Source organism: Sphingobacteriaceae bacterium (genome assembly GCA_016715905.1).
In the GTDB taxonomy this organism is placed as follows: domain Bacteria; phylum Bacteroidota; class Bacteroidia; order B-17B0; family Aurantibacillaceae; genus Aurantibacillus.
The window spans coordinates 203,778-219,853 of record JADJXI010000004.1; the positions used below are offsets into that span (position 1 = coordinate 203,778).

Genomic DNA, 16,076 nt, shown 5'->3' on the forward strand with positions numbered 1-16,076 from the left:
TGATTATGATTGAGTAGCGTTGATTATTTTATCTCTGATTGATTTTATTTTTTCGCTGATTTTTACAATTTGCTCATCGCTTACAGTAACTTCTGTTGTGCTGTTAATGTAAGTTACTTTTTTGATAGAATCGTCAACGGATGGTTCAAACTTATAGGCGAAAGAGATGCCATCATAAATAACAGATAATTCTTTCAGTTGATTTGTTAGTTCGCTAACTTCAGCAGCCGAATTAGATCCTAAAATATTGATTAAACTATTTAAGGCTAATTTTTGTTCTGCAATTCTGTATTTGATATCTTCAGTAGGTTTAGACTTATACGCACTAATTGAAAAATGCATACTTTCCAACCATCCACCGGTTAAAATTAAGCTTGATATGTCAGATCTTTGATTGGTCTTTAAATAATTATCACTTCCGCGATAAGCAATTCCAACCAAAACCATCATACTATCCTTATTGGTCACGTTTTTTTGAATTCTTTCCATCGTAGAGGCATCAAAGGCAGCCGAAATACCAAGTTTATCGGCTAACTGTTTTACTGCTGCTAGATAACCCAGGGCATCCTGAGTTTGACTATAAAGTGAAACATAGCCTAAATCAGCTCCATATATGCCCAAATTTAAGGATCTGGTAAAATCAGTTGATAAGGTGTTTACTTTATTTGAAGCCGCAAGAATGGACTTATCATAGTTAATTCCACTTTTCTGAATCAATAATGCAGTTTGAATTGGAGATGGTACGCTAAAAAGTTGACCTCCAATATTCAATACAGAAGTTTTTACTGTATCTGAAGTTTCAACAATTTCATCTTTGTTGCCATCGTCTTTTTTTCCATCACCGCATGAGTTTAGGGTAAAAAGACTTAGCATTGCAATTACTGCCGGGGTTATGAATTGATTTTTCATTAAATTTTTTTTGATATTCATCGACAAAATACTGTTTTTGAAGGATTAAATCGGTGCAAGTAAATAAAAAATACTGAAATCAACAAAAAAAGATGTTAATCAACATCAGCTTGATTTGTTAAAATCAATACAGGCAATTCACTGATTTACACGATTGAGAATTGACTAATTATTATCGCCGCCAAAGTACGTTTCTTCAATGATATCTGCATTATAAGCCACGTCGTATATCACTTCATTTAAGATGGTTTCATTGGTTAATTCTACGGGCTGAACGGCTTGTACAATTATTGTTTCGCATGGTTCACCATTTGCTCTTTTATCTGTAGTAACGGTAACTTGTGCGTAAGTTCCATACCCGCCTTCTTTTAATAGTTTGTAGTGGTTTAAGTTAGGATTATATTCTCCACATCGGCTATTCATGTAAACTACATCTTTACCGAAATGTCTGCCGGCAATGATCCATGCATAAACCATCTGATATCTCCATGAACCATCCTTCATTTTAATGGCCACATCCATCCTGAATACACCCGGACTTATTTCGTCGAGCTTGTATTTCCATTTGTTTGCAATATTTGTTATTGCAGTTTTTAAATCAAACATAATTATTGGTTTTTTTAGTAATTCAAATTTATCAAATAAATGGAAAAAGCAATAACAATTAGAAATTTATTTGTAACCTAACATTTAATTGACGATTGGTCAAATAATTAGGTACAGCGTAACGGTTTCCTGTTACATCTTGAATCCAAGTATAGGAAATAGTGTTTTGCACCTGTAACAGATTAAATACTTCCAGATAAATCCACATTTCCCGTAATTTATTAAAGGCATTTTTTGTTTTCAGTTCTCTTCCTTTTTTCAAAACGTTATACGCAAATCCTGCATCTACTCTCCGGTAGGGCGGCATACGTAATACCTGTTGCCAGCGAATGTGTGTAGGTGGACCGAAAGGAAGTCCGCTCCCGAATTGCAGATTCATGTTAAATTTAAATGCCGGTGCTTTTGGTAAATAATCCTGAAAAAATAAACCGAATGTTACTAACTGATCGGTAGGTCTTGGAATTTCACCCGGATCAATTTGAACACTGTCGGCTTTCACCTGATCAAAAGTATAACCCTTAATAATTTCTTCATTGCGGCTATTGTAATAAACATAATGAATATTGTCTTTAGAGTATTCATAGGTTCTCATCAATCCAATGCTTGCCCAACTTTCAACCCCCTTTACAAATTCACCATTAATTCTTAAATCCAATCCGGTAGCGTAACCTTTTGAGTTGTTATTTGCAAAATATCTAATCCGAACATTGTCAATTTCATAAGTATTTAGTTGACTTAAATTTTTGTAATAGATAGCGCTGATTAATTTAAACGGTCGTTCCCATAATTTAAAAATATAATCACCGCTCAGTACCAAGTGGATGGATTGTTGTGCTTTAACATTGGTATTAATTGTACCATTTAACGTTCTTAACTCGCGGTAAAATGGAGGTTGATAGTAAAGTCCGGAACTTATTTTAAATAACCAATCGGCTTTCCAATTGGGTTTATAAGCAAGAGTGATTCGTGGTGAAATTAATAATTGCTCATTTATAGTCCAGTAATTCGCTCTAATTCCTGCTGTAAAAATGATATCTGAAGAGTCTTTTAATTTTTGATTAAAGTTGTATTGGGTATAACACTGCAACCTTTGGCTTGGTAATGATATTTTCGTTTTATACACATCAATTAAATCGATAGAATTAACGCTATAAGGAACTAAATAACCGGCTGAGTCAACAGACCTCCATTCACTTAATTTATCATCTATATTTTCCAACTGATATCTAGCGCCCCAAAGTAATTGTTGTTTTTCTTTCACATTAAAAATCCCTTTGTGTTCAAAATTAATTACACTTGCTTTTAAATAATTTCTTCCGTTATTGATAAAGGTGCCCACGCCCCTGTTAAAGGCAACTTGTCCGAATGTTGTTTTGCCGAGGTCAGCCTCCAATTGATCAATATAATATTGCCCCTGTACTGTGTATATTTCTTCCTCATTGGCTTGGTAAGCAGATGAAATAAATTTCAATTTTGTTCTGCCGTTTGGTTTGTATGTTGCTGCTATACCGGCCATGCTGGTATTGTATTGCATCAATTCACGACCATCAAAATAAACGGTAAGTTTTAAAGCGTCATTTACAGTCCCGAATGTAGTTTCTCTGTTCGTGGGAATCACCAAATATTTATTACTATTTATATTTCCTAAAAATTCCACTTTAAATTTTGGGTTTACATCAAAAGTTAAAAAGCTTTGAAAATCAAGTGCGGTTGGACGATATTCTCCTCGGGTGTCTAAACTTTTCAATAAATAAACATTACTTCTATAACGCGTACCGATGTTCCAGGCCACCAATCTGTTTTTACTGATACCTTGAAGTTGCACATTTCCTCCCAGTAAACTCGCCGATGCATTACCTTCAAATTTCAACGGCTTTTTATAAGTAATATCTAAAACACTGCTCATTTTATCGCCGTATCTGGCTTCAAATCCTCCTGCTGAAAAATTAATATTTTGCACCATAAATGGGTTGGCAAAACTTAATCCTTCTTGCTGTCCGCTTCTGACTAAGAAAGGACGATACACTTCAATGTCATTCACGTAAACCAGGTTTTCATCAAAGTTACCACCTCGTACACTATACCCGCTACTTAATTCATTGTTGCTGCTAACTCCTAATTGCGTTTTGATGATGTCTTCAATATTTCCGGTTGGACTGGGTAATTGGTTAAAAATTAAAGGATCAATGCGAATTGCTTCTTCACTTCTGCTTTTTAGGTCTCGCACTTCAATTTCAGTTAAGTTATTTTTAAATTTTAATTGAGGTGAAAAAGTTATTTTTTCTCCTGGCTTAGCAATTAAGGTATGCGTAATAGTTTGGTAACTCGGACTAAAAAATAAAACAGTAATCAAAACATTTGCGTCAATTTTCAGCGTATAAAAACCATTTTCTTTACTGTAAGTGTATTGTGACTGATTTTCTTTAACTCCAATAGTAACACCTTCCAGTGCATCATCATCACCTCCTTTTACAAATCCGCTCAGTTCTGCTGTTTGAGCCGAGAGCAATGCTGAGTAAATTAGGGAGAAAAAAAATAAATATTTGCGTATCCGATTCAGAACTATTAATTAACGAAGATAAGTAGTATTTATTACTTCGGGAACCAATATAAAATTTAATTTATTCAACACTTGCACTGTTGTGAATAAGCGTTTGGTTATAGGTTTGTAAAAACGCTTTAAACTGTTGTTCGGTTATGGAATTAGGTTGATAAAAGTTAATCACATTATGGTGCAATGAACTATCTCGCTTAAAATTATAAATGGCTGTTAATTTATCACGATTGTAAACCTGAAGAATGGAATCACATACCACATACACCGAGCCGTTTTCGTAGTAATAACAATTATTTCCGTTTCGCTTAGAGAAACTTTGTCCCAGGGAGAAAAAGGGTTTTGAATACCCCATCATATGCAAAGCAGTCGGTAAAATATCTATTTGCGAAAAACTGTGCGTGTAAGTGCCTTTGAATCGATGATCAGCAGTGTAAAATGCAATAGGAATTGATTTTAATCCAACGGTGTTTTTAAAAAACGGATGTTCTGACAGGCTACAGTGGTCGGCGGTCATAATAAATAAAGTATTATTGAACCATGCACATTTTTTAGCTGCATTAAAAAACTGCTGCAAACAAAAATCAGCGTACCCAACCGACTCCAGGTTTTCCATATGGCCTTTACGAAAACGATTTTTGTATTTCTCAGGGATGTTATAAGGATGATGGGAGCTTAACGTAAAAATTGTGCTATGAAAAGGTTCTTGAAACCCGTTCATTTGTTTTATAGCGTATTGTAAAAAGGGTTCATCCCAAATTCCCCAAAAACCATCAAAATCTGAATTGTTATTGTATTCGTTTTTTCCGAAATAATGTTTATAACCTGCAATTTTTGCATACGTGTCAAAATTCATGGTTCCGTTAAATCCGCCATGAAAAAACGCAGTGGTATATCCTTCCTTATTTAATATGCTTGCAAATGAAGTTTGGCGATTATTTGCGAATGAAGAATTAATTATGGGGTTTTCCATTAAGGATGGAAAGGAGGAAAGTATGGCGGGTATTCCTTCAATGGATTTTGCGCCATTGGCAAAAGCGTTATTAAAAACAAAAGATTCTTGCATTAAAGAATCGAAAAATGGAGTATAACTTTTAATGTTACCTAAAGCTGTATATTCTTTGGCGAAGCTTTCAAGAATTAAAACCACAACATTTGTCTTTTTAAAAGTGCTGTCTCCAAACTGATGTAAAGGATTAAATAATGTTTTTAATTCATCTTCTTTATAAAACTGATAAGCTTCAGGTATATCTTCTCCTATTGATTTAATAATTGTAAAGGATGTGTTTAAAATGATTGGCGCAAATTGAGGTGCGTGATAATTGGCAGCATCCACTATGTCAATAGGGTTCCTGTTTATTCCACCTCGTATACAGAGAAAAGTTATAAAAACAACAGAAAGAGCAATAGATGTTTGACGAAGTTTGGCTTTAGTAGATTTTAAAGGAATCCAAGAATTTTTATTAAAATAATTTTTACGAATAAATAAAACCAAACTTATTATAATACCTAAAAACACTAATAAAACCCACCAAAAATCAACAAAAAACACGGGTAGTAATTTCATTAAATCTGTTTGTCCGCCTATTTGATTGAACAAATCGGATCCTGATCTTTTTCTGATAAATGAAAAGTAGGCCATATCAATACAATTGGGCAATAAAAACAGGGCATTCATAAATACGTATATGAATCGTATTGTTTTTTGAATAAATTTTTGAGCGAATAAATGAACGGGTAAAATCGAAAGAAGAATAAATAAAGAATTGGATACGGCAATGCTAAAGGAGTCAAAACGCAGGCCGTACCAACAATCAACGATTAATTCAACAAAAGTGATGTCAGGAAAGAATTTATAGTTGGCCAGATAAAATAAAATTCGGCTAAGCAAGTATAATAAGTATATAAAACTTAATCTTAAGACTAATAATTTAATTTGACTGCTATAGTTGTTCATTTCGGCATCGCAAATTTATTCATAAATTTAACAGGTGCATTATGTCTGATAAAATAAGGGAAAATATACGTGAGATTTTAAAACGGTATTGGAAACATGATTCTTTCCGGCCTCTGCAAGAAGAAATTATTTTATCTGTATTGGCTAAAAACGATACGTTGGCTTTATTACCAACGGGAGGAGGAAAATCACTTTGCTTTCAAATTCCCGGCTTAGTTTTAGGTGGTACCACATTGGTGATTTCCCCTTTAATTGCCTTAATGAATGATCAGGTAAATCAATTGAGAAAGAAAGGTATTTCAGCTATCGCGATTTCTTCTTCAATGACCTTTAAGGAGATCGATATTGCTTTAAATAATGCAGCGCTGGGACATGTTCAGTTTTTGTATATTTCTCCCGAGCGATTGCAAAATGAAGATTTTAAAGCTAAGCTTGCTTACCTTCCAATAAATTTAATAGCCGTAGATGAAGCTCATTGTATTTCGCAGTGGGGTTATGATTTTCGTCCGAGTTTCTTACACATTAAAGATTTACGTTTGATTTTTGATAAAATTCCAATTATAGCATTAACCGCTAGTGCCACTAAGGAAGTAAAGGAAGATATTCAGGTTAAACTAGAGTTTAAAAATCAGCAAATTTTTCACAGCTCATTTGAAAGAAAAAACTTGCGTTATGTGGTGCAAGTTGAAGAAAATAAATTTGAGCGCTTGGTGAAACTCATACAAAACGTAGGAGGTAGTGGAATTGTTTACGCCAGAAACAGAAGAAACTGTGAAGAAACAGCGAAATTCCTGAAACAAAATAAATTTTCGGCTGAAGCTTATCATGCCGGAATGAATTATTTGAATCGTTCTAAAATACAAGAAGATTGGGCTTCAGATAAAATTCAAATTATTTGTGCCACTAATGCATTTGGAATGGGTGTAGATAAGGCGAATGTTAGATTTGTAGTACACCTAGATTTACCGGATAGTTTGGAAGCTTATTTTCAGGAAGCAGGAAGAGCAGGGCGGGACGGATTAACGGCTTACGCAGTTATTTTTTGTACGGAAGCCGATCGGGTTAAATTAGTTGATCGTTATTTATTAAACTTTCCGGAAATTGAACAAATCAAACAAGCTTATTCAGCCATTTGCAATTATTATCAAATAGCGGTTAACTCCGGGGAAGGTGTAAGCGTTGATTTTGATATTGAAAAAATTTGTGCCAGTTACAATTTGCAGGCCTTAACAGTATATAATAGTATTAAATTTTTGGAGAAAGAAAATTATGTTTCTCTTTTCGAAGCCGGATTTGAGCCGTCTAAAGTTCATATTTTAGTTAACAAAGAAACATTGTATGAATTTGAGTTGCGATTTCCAAAGCATGAGTACTTAATCAAAACCTTACTTCGGAGTTATGGCGGATTATTTGAGAATTACGTTCATATTAGTGAAAACTTATTGGCACAACGTATAAAATCGAGTTCGCAATTAGTTTCTTCTCAATTAAAACTTTTGCACGATAATAAGTTATTGGCCTACATACCACAGGCAAAAATGCCAAAACTAATTTTTACCCGTAATAGAATTAACGCCAATCATCTTCAGTTTGACCCCAAAAATTATGAGCTTCTGAAACAACTTTATTTAAAAAGAATAGAGGATGTAATTGCCTATTCAAAAAATGATAAGATTTGCCGACAAAGTCAATTGCTGATGTATTTTAATGAGTTTGACAATCACAATTGTGGTCATTGCGATGTTTGTTTAGCTTTGAAACCAAAAGATTTGGGTAAAGCCAAGGAAAAAATTAAATCCTTACTCGCTTTAAAAAGACAAAATTTATCAGACTTAAAACAAGGAATGCTTATCTATAATCACGATACCTGGATTATGGCCTTGAATGAATTGATAGATGATAATATTGTGGGAGAAGGAGAGAACGGTTACTTTCTCAAATAATTTAATCGATATTAAATTTTCCGCTTTTTCTGTGTGGTCCGCTTGCTATCTGATAAATATAAACACCCGACTTTAAATTTTCAATACGTAAACTAGCCGAATCTGCCACTTGAAATTCTTCGCTCAATATCATTTTCCCATTTAAATCAAGAATTTGTATAGTTGATGTTTCCGCCTTGTTGAATTTGGCTGTAAGATATTGGCGATTAAATGATACTTGCATACCCTCAGAAGCATTCTGCCATTCTTTTACTCCGGCCGCATTATTATAATACACTGTAATACTCGCCCCATTAGCTACCGTTAATTGAGCGTTGGCAACACTTGAAAATAATTTGAAATTAAAACCAAATCCAGGCGAATTAATATCAGCTGGTGTTAAATACATATTCCAGGTATCGTTTGGTCCGCCAAAACTCAGGTTACCGGAGGTTCCAAAATAAGGGCTTTCAGGCGATTTGTCTTCTCCATTCATGGTCCCATTTAATAACAAAACAACCAACGAATCTTTAAGTGTGTTTGCCGGAGTGGCGAAAGTTGTATAACCGTATTCCACCTTTACCCCTGTAATACTGGCGGTAGCCGGAATATTAAAGTTGTAATTGGTATGCATTAAACGTTTAGAATTGGTGGCCATGGGAAAATAAACCCAAGGTTTATAAGGAGTGGTAAAGCTCCATAATTCGCCCGGACAACCGCAATTGGATACAACAGAAGTATTGTTTACTGCACTTTGTGCCATTATACTTTTTTGAGCAAAAAAAGCAGAAAGGAATAATATTGAAACTAAAATTTTTTGCATGATATAAAAACTTAACACACTAAATTACAAAAAAATAATCACATTAAGAATTCACCAATTTTTTAATCACTCTTAAAGTATGCGTATACTTTTTGGTATCTGAATTATGAATTCCGTAATGATCAAAACGATCAATTCTTACCTTACCACTTGCATGGATAATGTGCTCATGATCCAACAAAATCCCAACATGTATGATTTTTCCTTCTTCATTATCAAAAAAAGCTAAATCTCCGGCTTCAGATTCTTCAACGAAATTTAACGGAGCGCCCAATTCAACCTGTTGAGATGCATCACGAGGCAGTTTATATCCATTTAATTGAAAAACTAGTTGAGTAAATCCGCTGCAATCAATGCCGAACGGACTTTTACCTCCCCATAAATACGGGGCGTTAATAAATTGCTTGGCTGTTTGAATAATATTTTTTGCCGTTTTCTTTTCGTTCCCCGAAATACTTTTTCCTTCAAACAAAAAATGATGACTTTCAAAAACCGATTTTTCTTTGCTCAATAATGGAATTCGGGAACCTATTGAAATCGGAAATTCAATTTTAGTATGCAAATCTTGAACAGTTGATAATAAATCGCAACAAAAGTGCGATTCGTTTTTTTGTAATAGTTTAAAATTAGCTTCTGAAATTCGGGTATATTGTTTACGGTTAATCCAACATTCATATTGGTCGTAATCATTTAAAATTTTCACCCATTCGTCATTTTGTTCGGTTACCGTATAGGTTTCGCCAAATAATAATTGTGTAACCATTTCAGAACAATTATCAGCCTCCTTACGGCAGGGTATTAAACTTAATAGACAAATTCCGTACTGCATTACGCCTTTAAAGTTAACATAGTAAACTATATTAAAGAAACACTTTAAGTTATTTTTTGAATATCGTGTTGTTAGAAGTGGTTTTTACGCTTAAGTCAGAAGAAAGATTTGTGAAAAAATCAAATATTGAGTAATTTTAGAGGGCAATTATGGCGCACGATGTAAAAGAGGCAGTGAATGAGATACTAAAAGTGTATCTGGAACAACATAAACACAGAAAGACCTCTGAACGATTTGCTATTTTAAATGAAATTTACTCACAAGACGGGCATTTTGATATTGAGCAATTGTATTTATTAATGAAAAATAAGAAGTACAGGGTGAGCAGAGCTACCTTATATAATAATATTGAAATACTAATTGATGCCGGGTTGGTAATTCGACATCAATTCGGAAAAAACATGGCTCAGTTTGAAAAAGCATATAAATACAAACAACACGATCATTTAATTTGTACCGACTGCGAAAAAGTATTTGAGTTTTGTGATCCAAGAATCATGCAGATTCAGAAAACCACCGAAACTATGCTTAACTTTAATATAATACATCATTCACTTAACTTTTTTGCTAAGTGCAAGAATTTGAGCGAAACCGGAAACTGCGAACATAAAAAGAATTAATTATGACATTTGAACACACGATTAAAAAGGAAGAAAATCACGCTTTAATAAAATTATCAGGTAATTTAATTGAAAAGGGACAGGCGCAAAGCTTGCTGGAAACCTGCGACGAATTAGTTAAAGAAGGATGTATAAAATGGGCTATAGACCTTGAGAATCTGAAGTTTATGAACAGTAGCGGATTAAATACTTTAATACAACTTTTAACCAAATCAAGAGTTGCAGGAGGTGAAGCTGTTATCTTTAACATGAATAGTAAAATAAACGAATTGATTTTAATCACAAAACTTCATACCTTATTTAAAGTGGCCGACTCAAAAGATGCCGCTTTCAAATTGCTTGATTTGAATTAGTAAGTGAATTTTATTAATATTGTATTACAAACTTTAATTTAAACCTATGAAAAAAATCTACACTTTATGTTTATCATTATTGGTAGCAGGATTTGCTCAAGCAGCCTCGTTTACCATTTCAATTTCAGGTACTATGTACACTCCGGCTTCTTCAACTGTTAATGTGGGTGATGTTATTACCATTCAAGCTTCAACACTTCATCCTTTAGTGGAAGTTGATCAAACTACTTATAACGCAAACGGAACAACCTCACTAAATACCGGATTCGGTGTTAAAACTGCAGATTATACTTTTACCGTTTCAACTGCTGGAACCCTTTATTTTGTGTGCCAGGTTCATGCTTCCATGGGAATGAAAGGAAGTATTTTAGTGAATCCGGTAGCAGGCTTAAAATCATTTGCCATATCCAATCAAAGCTTTGATGTGTTTCCAAATCCGGCTAAAGAAAGTTTTAGTGTGAAATTAAATCACAATTTTGAACAGGATATCACGATTAAACTTTTTGATATTTTAGGTGCTCAAGTTGCTGAATTAACAAATCAGCCCTATTCAACTGCAAAGTTAGCTGATGGAGTGTACTTTGTTGTACTTCAATCCAATAATCAATCCGTAAGTAGAAAGATTGTAGTTAGTAAGTAATAAAATATAGTATTCAAAAAAAGGACTTCTATTTGGAAGTCCTTTTTTTTTATTTCGATTTTAACTCTTCTAAATGTTCATTCAATTCCTTCAAGTGCATTTTTTTCTCAACGAATATTTTTTTATTTCCATGCATAAATAATGTGCCCGGAATTGCGCCCGTCCATTCCGGAGCAATTTTATTAATAAAATCGTTTCCGTTTACTTCATCTAATAAAACACATTCGCTTTGTAAGGCTTTTTTCTTTAAAAAGGGATTTACTTTTTTCTCTAAATCTTCTCTAAAATCTAAACTCACCAAGATTACTTTAACATCCTTATTGCTTGCGTTTAAACTATCAAATGAGGGTAATTCCTGCACACAAGGTTTACACCAGGTTGCCCAAAAATTAATAACTGTAGGTTTTTCATTTTTTTGAATATAGGCAACCAGCTCATCTATTTTAAACACTTGTTTTACTTCTTGAGCCAAAATTACTTGTTGCGTGTATAAAGTGGCGGTGAAAAGAATTGCCCTTAATGTATTGGTTGAAATAAATCTTTTACTTTTTTGTATCATATTCTTGCAATAACAAATGTGTTTCCTGTATTAATCTTTCAATTTCGGCAACATCCGTACCGTCATAATAACCTCTGATATGAAAATCTTTATCAATTAAGGCAAAATTCTGCGTATGTATGAAATCTTCGGGACCTCCGTTACCTTCTTCTGCATTCAAGAGATATCCTTTTCTGGCAACATCATATAAAGCTTTTTTATCGCCGGTAACAAATTTCCACTTCTCATCATTCACTCCATGGGCATTGGCGTAATTTTTTAAAACCGGAACACTATCTGTTTCAGGGTCTACCGTATGCGATAAAATTAAAAAATCATCTCTTTTCTTAAATTCCGCATAAACTTTCTCTAAATTTTTATTCATCACCGGGCAAATACTTTGGCAGGTTGTGAAAAAATATTCAGTTATATACACCTTGTTTGCTAAAGTAGATTTGGTCACCTTTTTGTTATCTTGATCAGTAAATTCAAAATCAGGAATCAGGTGATAAACTGTGTCTTCAATATCTCCGTAATTTTTTGGTCCGTAATAAGCCAGTTTACGCAAAGGTGTTTCTTTGGTTTTCGAAAGGAAAAACCAGGCAAAAAATACAAGCGGTAATAACGCAAGTAACCAGGCTTTATTCAGTTTTTTATTCATGCTGCAAAAGTACCTTCTTATTATTAGGGAATCAAGAAAAGAGGCGTTTATTTATTATTTTACTTACGTTGCCAAAAACCTGACCCGGTGAAAATTTTCTCCAGTCAAAATCATCTAATTCTCCACCATAATTTACGTAGTAATCTAGTCCCGATTGTTTAAACTCCTTTAATACATGATCTCTGAAGTTGAGCATCACAATCCAACCGTCTTCTTCATTATCATCAAACCATTCTTCGTAATAACTATCATCGCTATTGTGAAAATTCAGCACATGTTCACCTATTAAAATATACTTGTTAATGCCCATGTAATTTAAATCATCCAAATAATCCCTTTTCAGAAGCATGATATCGTTGTTAATGGCATCGTTCCACTCGCCTATAAGCTCAATAACGCAGTATTTTTCTTCATAATCCACAAAAAGCACCTTTACGTATAATGTTTCACTCCCAATGTCGTCCCATTGTGGGTGTATGTAAAAATTGTAAATGGTTTTACTGTATTCAAACTCACTGTATTCCCTTCCGTAAAATGGCGAATTCTCATCTTCCGAAGCTATGTAAAGATGACGCCAGTTAAAGTAAGGTTCGAGCAAGTGCATATGCAAAATTACATTATAAACCTTATTTTGATTAGAATATTAATCAGGAACTATGTTATTTATTCTAATTTTTTAAGCCAAATTCTGTTTATAAAACCACATTTAAAGTAAAAATAAAATTTATTTATTGGCTATATTTGTTATTCTATACAAGTTGAACCTCATTAGGTCAATGCATAACATAAAAAATGAAAACCATCATTTACAGTAATGAAAAAATTAAGCTAAACCTAAGGCAGCTTTTTCAATACAGTGATTTGATGAAGAATTTAGCCAAACGCGATGTTACCATTCGGTATAAGCAAACCTGGCTGGGCGTTTTATGGGCTTTGGTTAGGCCCTTATTTAATATTGCGGTTTTTGGTGTTATTTCCATATTGATTACCAAAAGCACAAATCCGGTAGATAATTTTTTATATGTTGGTGCCGGCGTAATCATTTGGAATTTTATTTCTTCTTTGATTGCCGATTGCAGCAATAGCTTACTGGCTAATTCAAACCTGATAACCAAAGTTTTTTTTCCAAAATTAATTCTTCCTCTATCCAGTACGATAGTTTGTTTAATAGATTTTTTAATTGCTTTCGGATTTTACTTAATTGCTTTTATCTTATTAAAAGGGTTTCCCGGACCACAATTATTTTTGTTTCCCTTATTTATTGGCTTGGCTGCGGTTTTATGTTACGGAGCCGGGTTGTTTTTTTCTGCAATGAATGTACGTTACCGCGATGTGAATTTCGCATTACCTTTTTTGGTACAGTTTTTATATTATACTTCACCGGTTTTTTTAAGTTCAGAGTTTTATTTAAGTCATTTACCTCCGGTTCTAAAAAATATTTACTTAGCTAACCCTTTCGTGTTTATTATTGATGGATTCAGATATTGTTTATACGGAGAATGGGTAAATTTCAGTTTACTACACGCGGCACTTTCCATCTTATTTATTTTTATTTTATTAATAAGTGGAGTTCGCTATTTCCTGAAATTTGAAAAAACTTTTGCTGATTATATATGACAAAGCCCGTAATCAAAATAGAAAATATTGGCAAAAAATATAATATTTCTCATAAGCAGGAAGATGATGAGCGTTTATTAATTAAATCAATTTTTAATTATAAGAGTAAAAAAAATGCCGATGATTTTTGGGCGCTCAAAGATGTATCCTTTGAAGTGAATCAAGGTGATCGTTTTGGTATTATTGGAAGAAATGGCGCCGGTAAAAGTACATTATTGAAAATTTTAAGCAGAATTGTATCTCCAACAACAGGTAGAATTGAATACGAAGGTAGAATATCATCTTTATTGGAAGTTGGTACCGGTTTTCATCCGGAATTAACAGGCAGAGAAAATATTTACCTAAATGGTTCCATTTTAGGTATGAAGAAACAAGAAATTTCGAAAAAGTTTGATGAAATAGTTGCTTTTTCTGAAATCGAACAGTTTCTCGAAACTCCAGTTAAACGTTATTCTTCCGGGATGTATGTGCGTTTAGCTTTTGGTGTGGCCGCTCACTTGGACCCGGATATTTTAGTGGTAGATGAGGTGCTTGCAGTTGGTGATTCAACCTTCCAAAAAAAATGCATCGGAAAAATGGAGGAGGTAAGTGAAACACAGGGGAGAACCATTTTATTTGTGAGTCACAGTATGGAAACTGTTTTAAGATTGTGCAATAAAGGAATTCTGTTGGATAAAGGTCAGATAAAACTTTCGGGTGATATTCATGATGTAACTAAAGCGTATTTGGATACAAATACCGGTATTTCTACATTCCGAACATGGGACGAAAAAGACGCACCGGAAAATGCAATTTCCCGTTTAATATCAGTAAAAGTGCACGACGAAAAGGGAGAGATGAAAGAAAAGTTTGATGTTACCGGTAAGATTGCAATTACCATGGTCTACGAAGTACTTAAAGAAGGTGAAGTGTTTACTCACAGTTATAATTTTTACAACGAAAACGGAATTAATATTTTCAACACACACGATACTGTTTCTGAGGTGAGAAATGAACCACGCAAAAAAGGAATTTATACCACCACCATGTGGATTCCATCAAATTTATTATCGGAAGGAGTGGTATTGGTTGGAGTTGCTATTATCAAAATAGAACCTTTCACTATTATTTTACACGAAAAAGAATGTGTTTCGTTCACGGTGATTGATCATATGAGAGGTGATTCTGCTCGTGGAAATTATACCTTAGGATTTCCGGGTGCAGTCAGACCACTTTGTCAATGGGAAACAAAATTCGGGCAATTATGAAGCAAACTATAAAAAAACTTTTACCGAAATTATATTATTCATTATATAAATTGAAAAATATAAATAAGCCCGCTGAACCGAATGATGATTACATCATGCTCCCTAAAAAAGAATTAACGTATTCGAATGATTTACTCTATACTTTTCATAATGCCGATTTTATTAAAGACCCAAAATTTGACCACGCTTATAAATTATGCAAAGAGTTGGGAGGAAATCTTTTAAAAGATTATGATATACAATGGAGAGTGTATATTTTGTGTTGCGCTGCGCATCAGGCAACTAAACTGGAAGGTGATTTTATTGATTGCGGCGTTTACACCGGTTTTTGTACTCGGGCAATAATTGATTTTGTGAATTTCGAAAAATTGAATAAAAAGTATTATTTGATGGATACTTTTGAAGGATTGGATGCCAAATACAGTAATGAATATGAAATGAAACGGAATGATAAACTGGGTTATGGTAAAAGCGGAAATTTATATGACACGGTTAAAAATACATTTAAGGAATTTAAAAACGTGGAATTGGTTAAAGGGTCCATTCCTGAAACATTACCGCTTGTGAAGACTGAAAAAATTAGTTTCTTATCTATAGATATGAACACCGAGGTTCCGGAAATTGCGGCAATGGAATATTTTTGGGACAAAATGGTAAGTGGTGCAATTATTGTTTTGGATGATTATGGTTATCCGGGATGCGAAAATCAAAAAGCGGCACATGATAAATTTGCCGCAAGCAAAGGCTTACTGGTTTTCCCATTACCTACTTGTCAAGGATTGATAATTAAACCCTGATAG

At 33.7% G+C, this 16,076-nt stretch carries 16 protein-coding genes; 7 read left to right on the forward strand and 9 right to left on the reverse strand.

Annotated features, from left to right (window positions below; translation table 11 throughout):
* Positions 1-3: 3 nt before the first annotated feature.
* The 4 genes from IPM51_05090 to IPM51_05105 form a co-directional block, all read right to left on the reverse strand.
* Positions 4-909, reverse strand: a complete 906-nt coding sequence (locus IPM51_05090) for a hypothetical protein (protein ID MBK9283678.1) — start codon at positions 907-909, stop codon at positions 4-6.
* Positions 910-1,074: 165 nt separating this feature from the next.
* Positions 1,075-1,515 (reverse strand): hypothetical protein, encoded by a 441-nt coding sequence (locus IPM51_05095; protein MBK9283679.1) that lies wholly within the window; start codon positions 1,513-1,515, stop codon positions 1,075-1,077.
* A 58-nt stretch (positions 1,516-1,573) separates the two neighbouring features.
* Positions 1,574-4,024, reverse strand: coding sequence for a TonB-dependent receptor plug domain-containing protein (locus IPM51_05100; protein MBK9283680.1), 2,451 nt, complete (start codon positions 4,022-4,024; stop codon positions 1,574-1,576).
* A 112-nt stretch (positions 4,025-4,136) separates the two neighbouring features.
* On the reverse strand, positions 4,137-5,960 hold the full coding sequence (locus IPM51_05105) for a sulfatase-like hydrolase/transferase (protein ID MBK9283681.1): 1,824 nt from the start codon (positions 5,958-5,960) through the stop codon (positions 4,137-4,139).
* 107 nt (positions 5,961-6,067) lie between these two features.
* Here IPM51_05105 and IPM51_05110 point away from each other — a divergent pair, with 107 nt between their 5' ends.
* The gene (locus tag IPM51_05110; protein ID MBK9283682.1) at positions 6,068-7,969 is read left to right on the forward strand and encodes a RecQ family ATP-dependent DNA helicase; all 1,902 of its coding nucleotides are present in this window, start codon (positions 6,068-6,070) and stop codon (positions 7,967-7,969) included.
* A 1-nt stretch (position 7,970) separates the two neighbouring features.
* Here IPM51_05110 and IPM51_05115 read toward each other — a convergent pair whose 3' ends face one another.
* Both IPM51_05115 and IPM51_05120 read right to left on the reverse strand, forming a co-directional pair.
* Complete coding sequence (locus IPM51_05115) at positions 7,971-8,771, reverse strand: T9SS type A sorting domain-containing protein (protein ID MBK9283683.1); 801 nt, start codon at positions 8,769-8,771, stop codon at positions 7,971-7,973.
* Positions 8,772-8,814: 43 nt separating this feature from the next.
* A complete protein-coding gene (locus IPM51_05120) occupies positions 8,815-9,600 on the reverse strand; it encodes a C40 family peptidase (protein ID MBK9283684.1) in 786 nt (261 codons plus the stop codon).
* Positions 9,601-9,749: 149 nt separating this feature from the next.
* Here IPM51_05120 and IPM51_05125 point away from each other — a divergent pair, with 149 nt between their 5' ends.
* Genes IPM51_05125 through IPM51_05135 form a run of 3 tightly spaced genes read left to right on the forward strand, consistent with a single transcriptional unit; the run spans position 9,750 to position 11,213 of the window.
* Entirely contained in the window at positions 9,750-10,220 is a 471-nt protein-coding gene (locus IPM51_05125; GenBank protein MBK9283685.1) for a transcriptional repressor, read from the forward strand.
* A gap of 2 nt (positions 10,221-10,222) precedes the next feature.
* Positions 10,223-10,573: an STAS domain-containing protein gene (locus IPM51_05130; GenBank protein MBK9283686.1), complete on the forward strand. Its 351-nt coding sequence runs from the start codon at positions 10,223-10,225 to the stop codon at positions 10,571-10,573.
* Between the two features lie 46 nt (positions 10,574-10,619).
* A complete protein-coding gene (locus IPM51_05135; protein MBK9283687.1) occupies positions 10,620-11,213 on the forward strand; it encodes a T9SS type A sorting domain-containing protein in 594 nt (197 codons plus the stop codon).
* 49 nt (positions 11,214-11,262) lie between these two features.
* On the opposite strand, the gene IPM51_05140 is transcribed toward IPM51_05135, so the two are convergent.
* The 3 genes from IPM51_05140 to IPM51_05150 are packed head-to-tail and all read right to left on the reverse strand — an operon-like array spanning position 11,263 to position 13,016.
* On the reverse strand, positions 11,263-11,772 hold the full coding sequence (locus tag IPM51_05140; GenBank protein ID MBK9283688.1) for a redoxin domain-containing protein: 510 nt from the start codon (positions 11,770-11,772) through the stop codon (positions 11,263-11,265).
* Positions 11,756-12,412, reverse strand: a complete 657-nt coding sequence (locus tag IPM51_05145) for an SCO family protein (protein ID MBK9283689.1) — start codon at positions 12,410-12,412, stop codon at positions 11,756-11,758. Before IPM51_05145 ends, IPM51_05140 begins: the two co-directional genes overlap by 17 nt.
* Before the next feature lie 31 nt (positions 12,413-12,443).
* Positions 12,444-13,016 (reverse strand): hypothetical protein, encoded by a 573-nt coding sequence (locus IPM51_05150; GenBank protein MBK9283690.1) that lies wholly within the window; start codon positions 13,014-13,016, stop codon positions 12,444-12,446.
* Positions 13,017-13,204: 188 nt separating this feature from the next.
* Between IPM51_05150 and IPM51_05155 the strand changes: the two genes are divergently transcribed.
* The 3 genes from IPM51_05155 to IPM51_05165 are packed head-to-tail and all read left to right on the forward strand — an operon-like array spanning position 13,205 to position 16,073.
* Positions 13,205-14,029, forward strand: a complete 825-nt coding sequence (locus IPM51_05155) for an ABC transporter permease (protein MBK9283691.1) — start codon at positions 13,205-13,207, stop codon at positions 14,027-14,029.
* Entirely contained in the window at positions 14,026-15,276 is a 1,251-nt protein-coding gene (locus IPM51_05160; protein MBK9283692.1) for an ABC transporter ATP-binding protein, read from the forward strand. The genes IPM51_05155 and IPM51_05160 overlap by 4 nt, the downstream gene beginning before the upstream one ends.
* The gene (locus IPM51_05165; protein MBK9283693.1) at positions 15,273-16,073 is read left to right on the forward strand and encodes a class I SAM-dependent methyltransferase; all 801 of its coding nucleotides are present in this window, start codon (positions 15,273-15,275) and stop codon (positions 16,071-16,073) included. Before IPM51_05160 ends, IPM51_05165 begins: the two co-directional genes overlap by 4 nt.
* Positions 16,074-16,076: the final 3 nt, after the last annotated feature.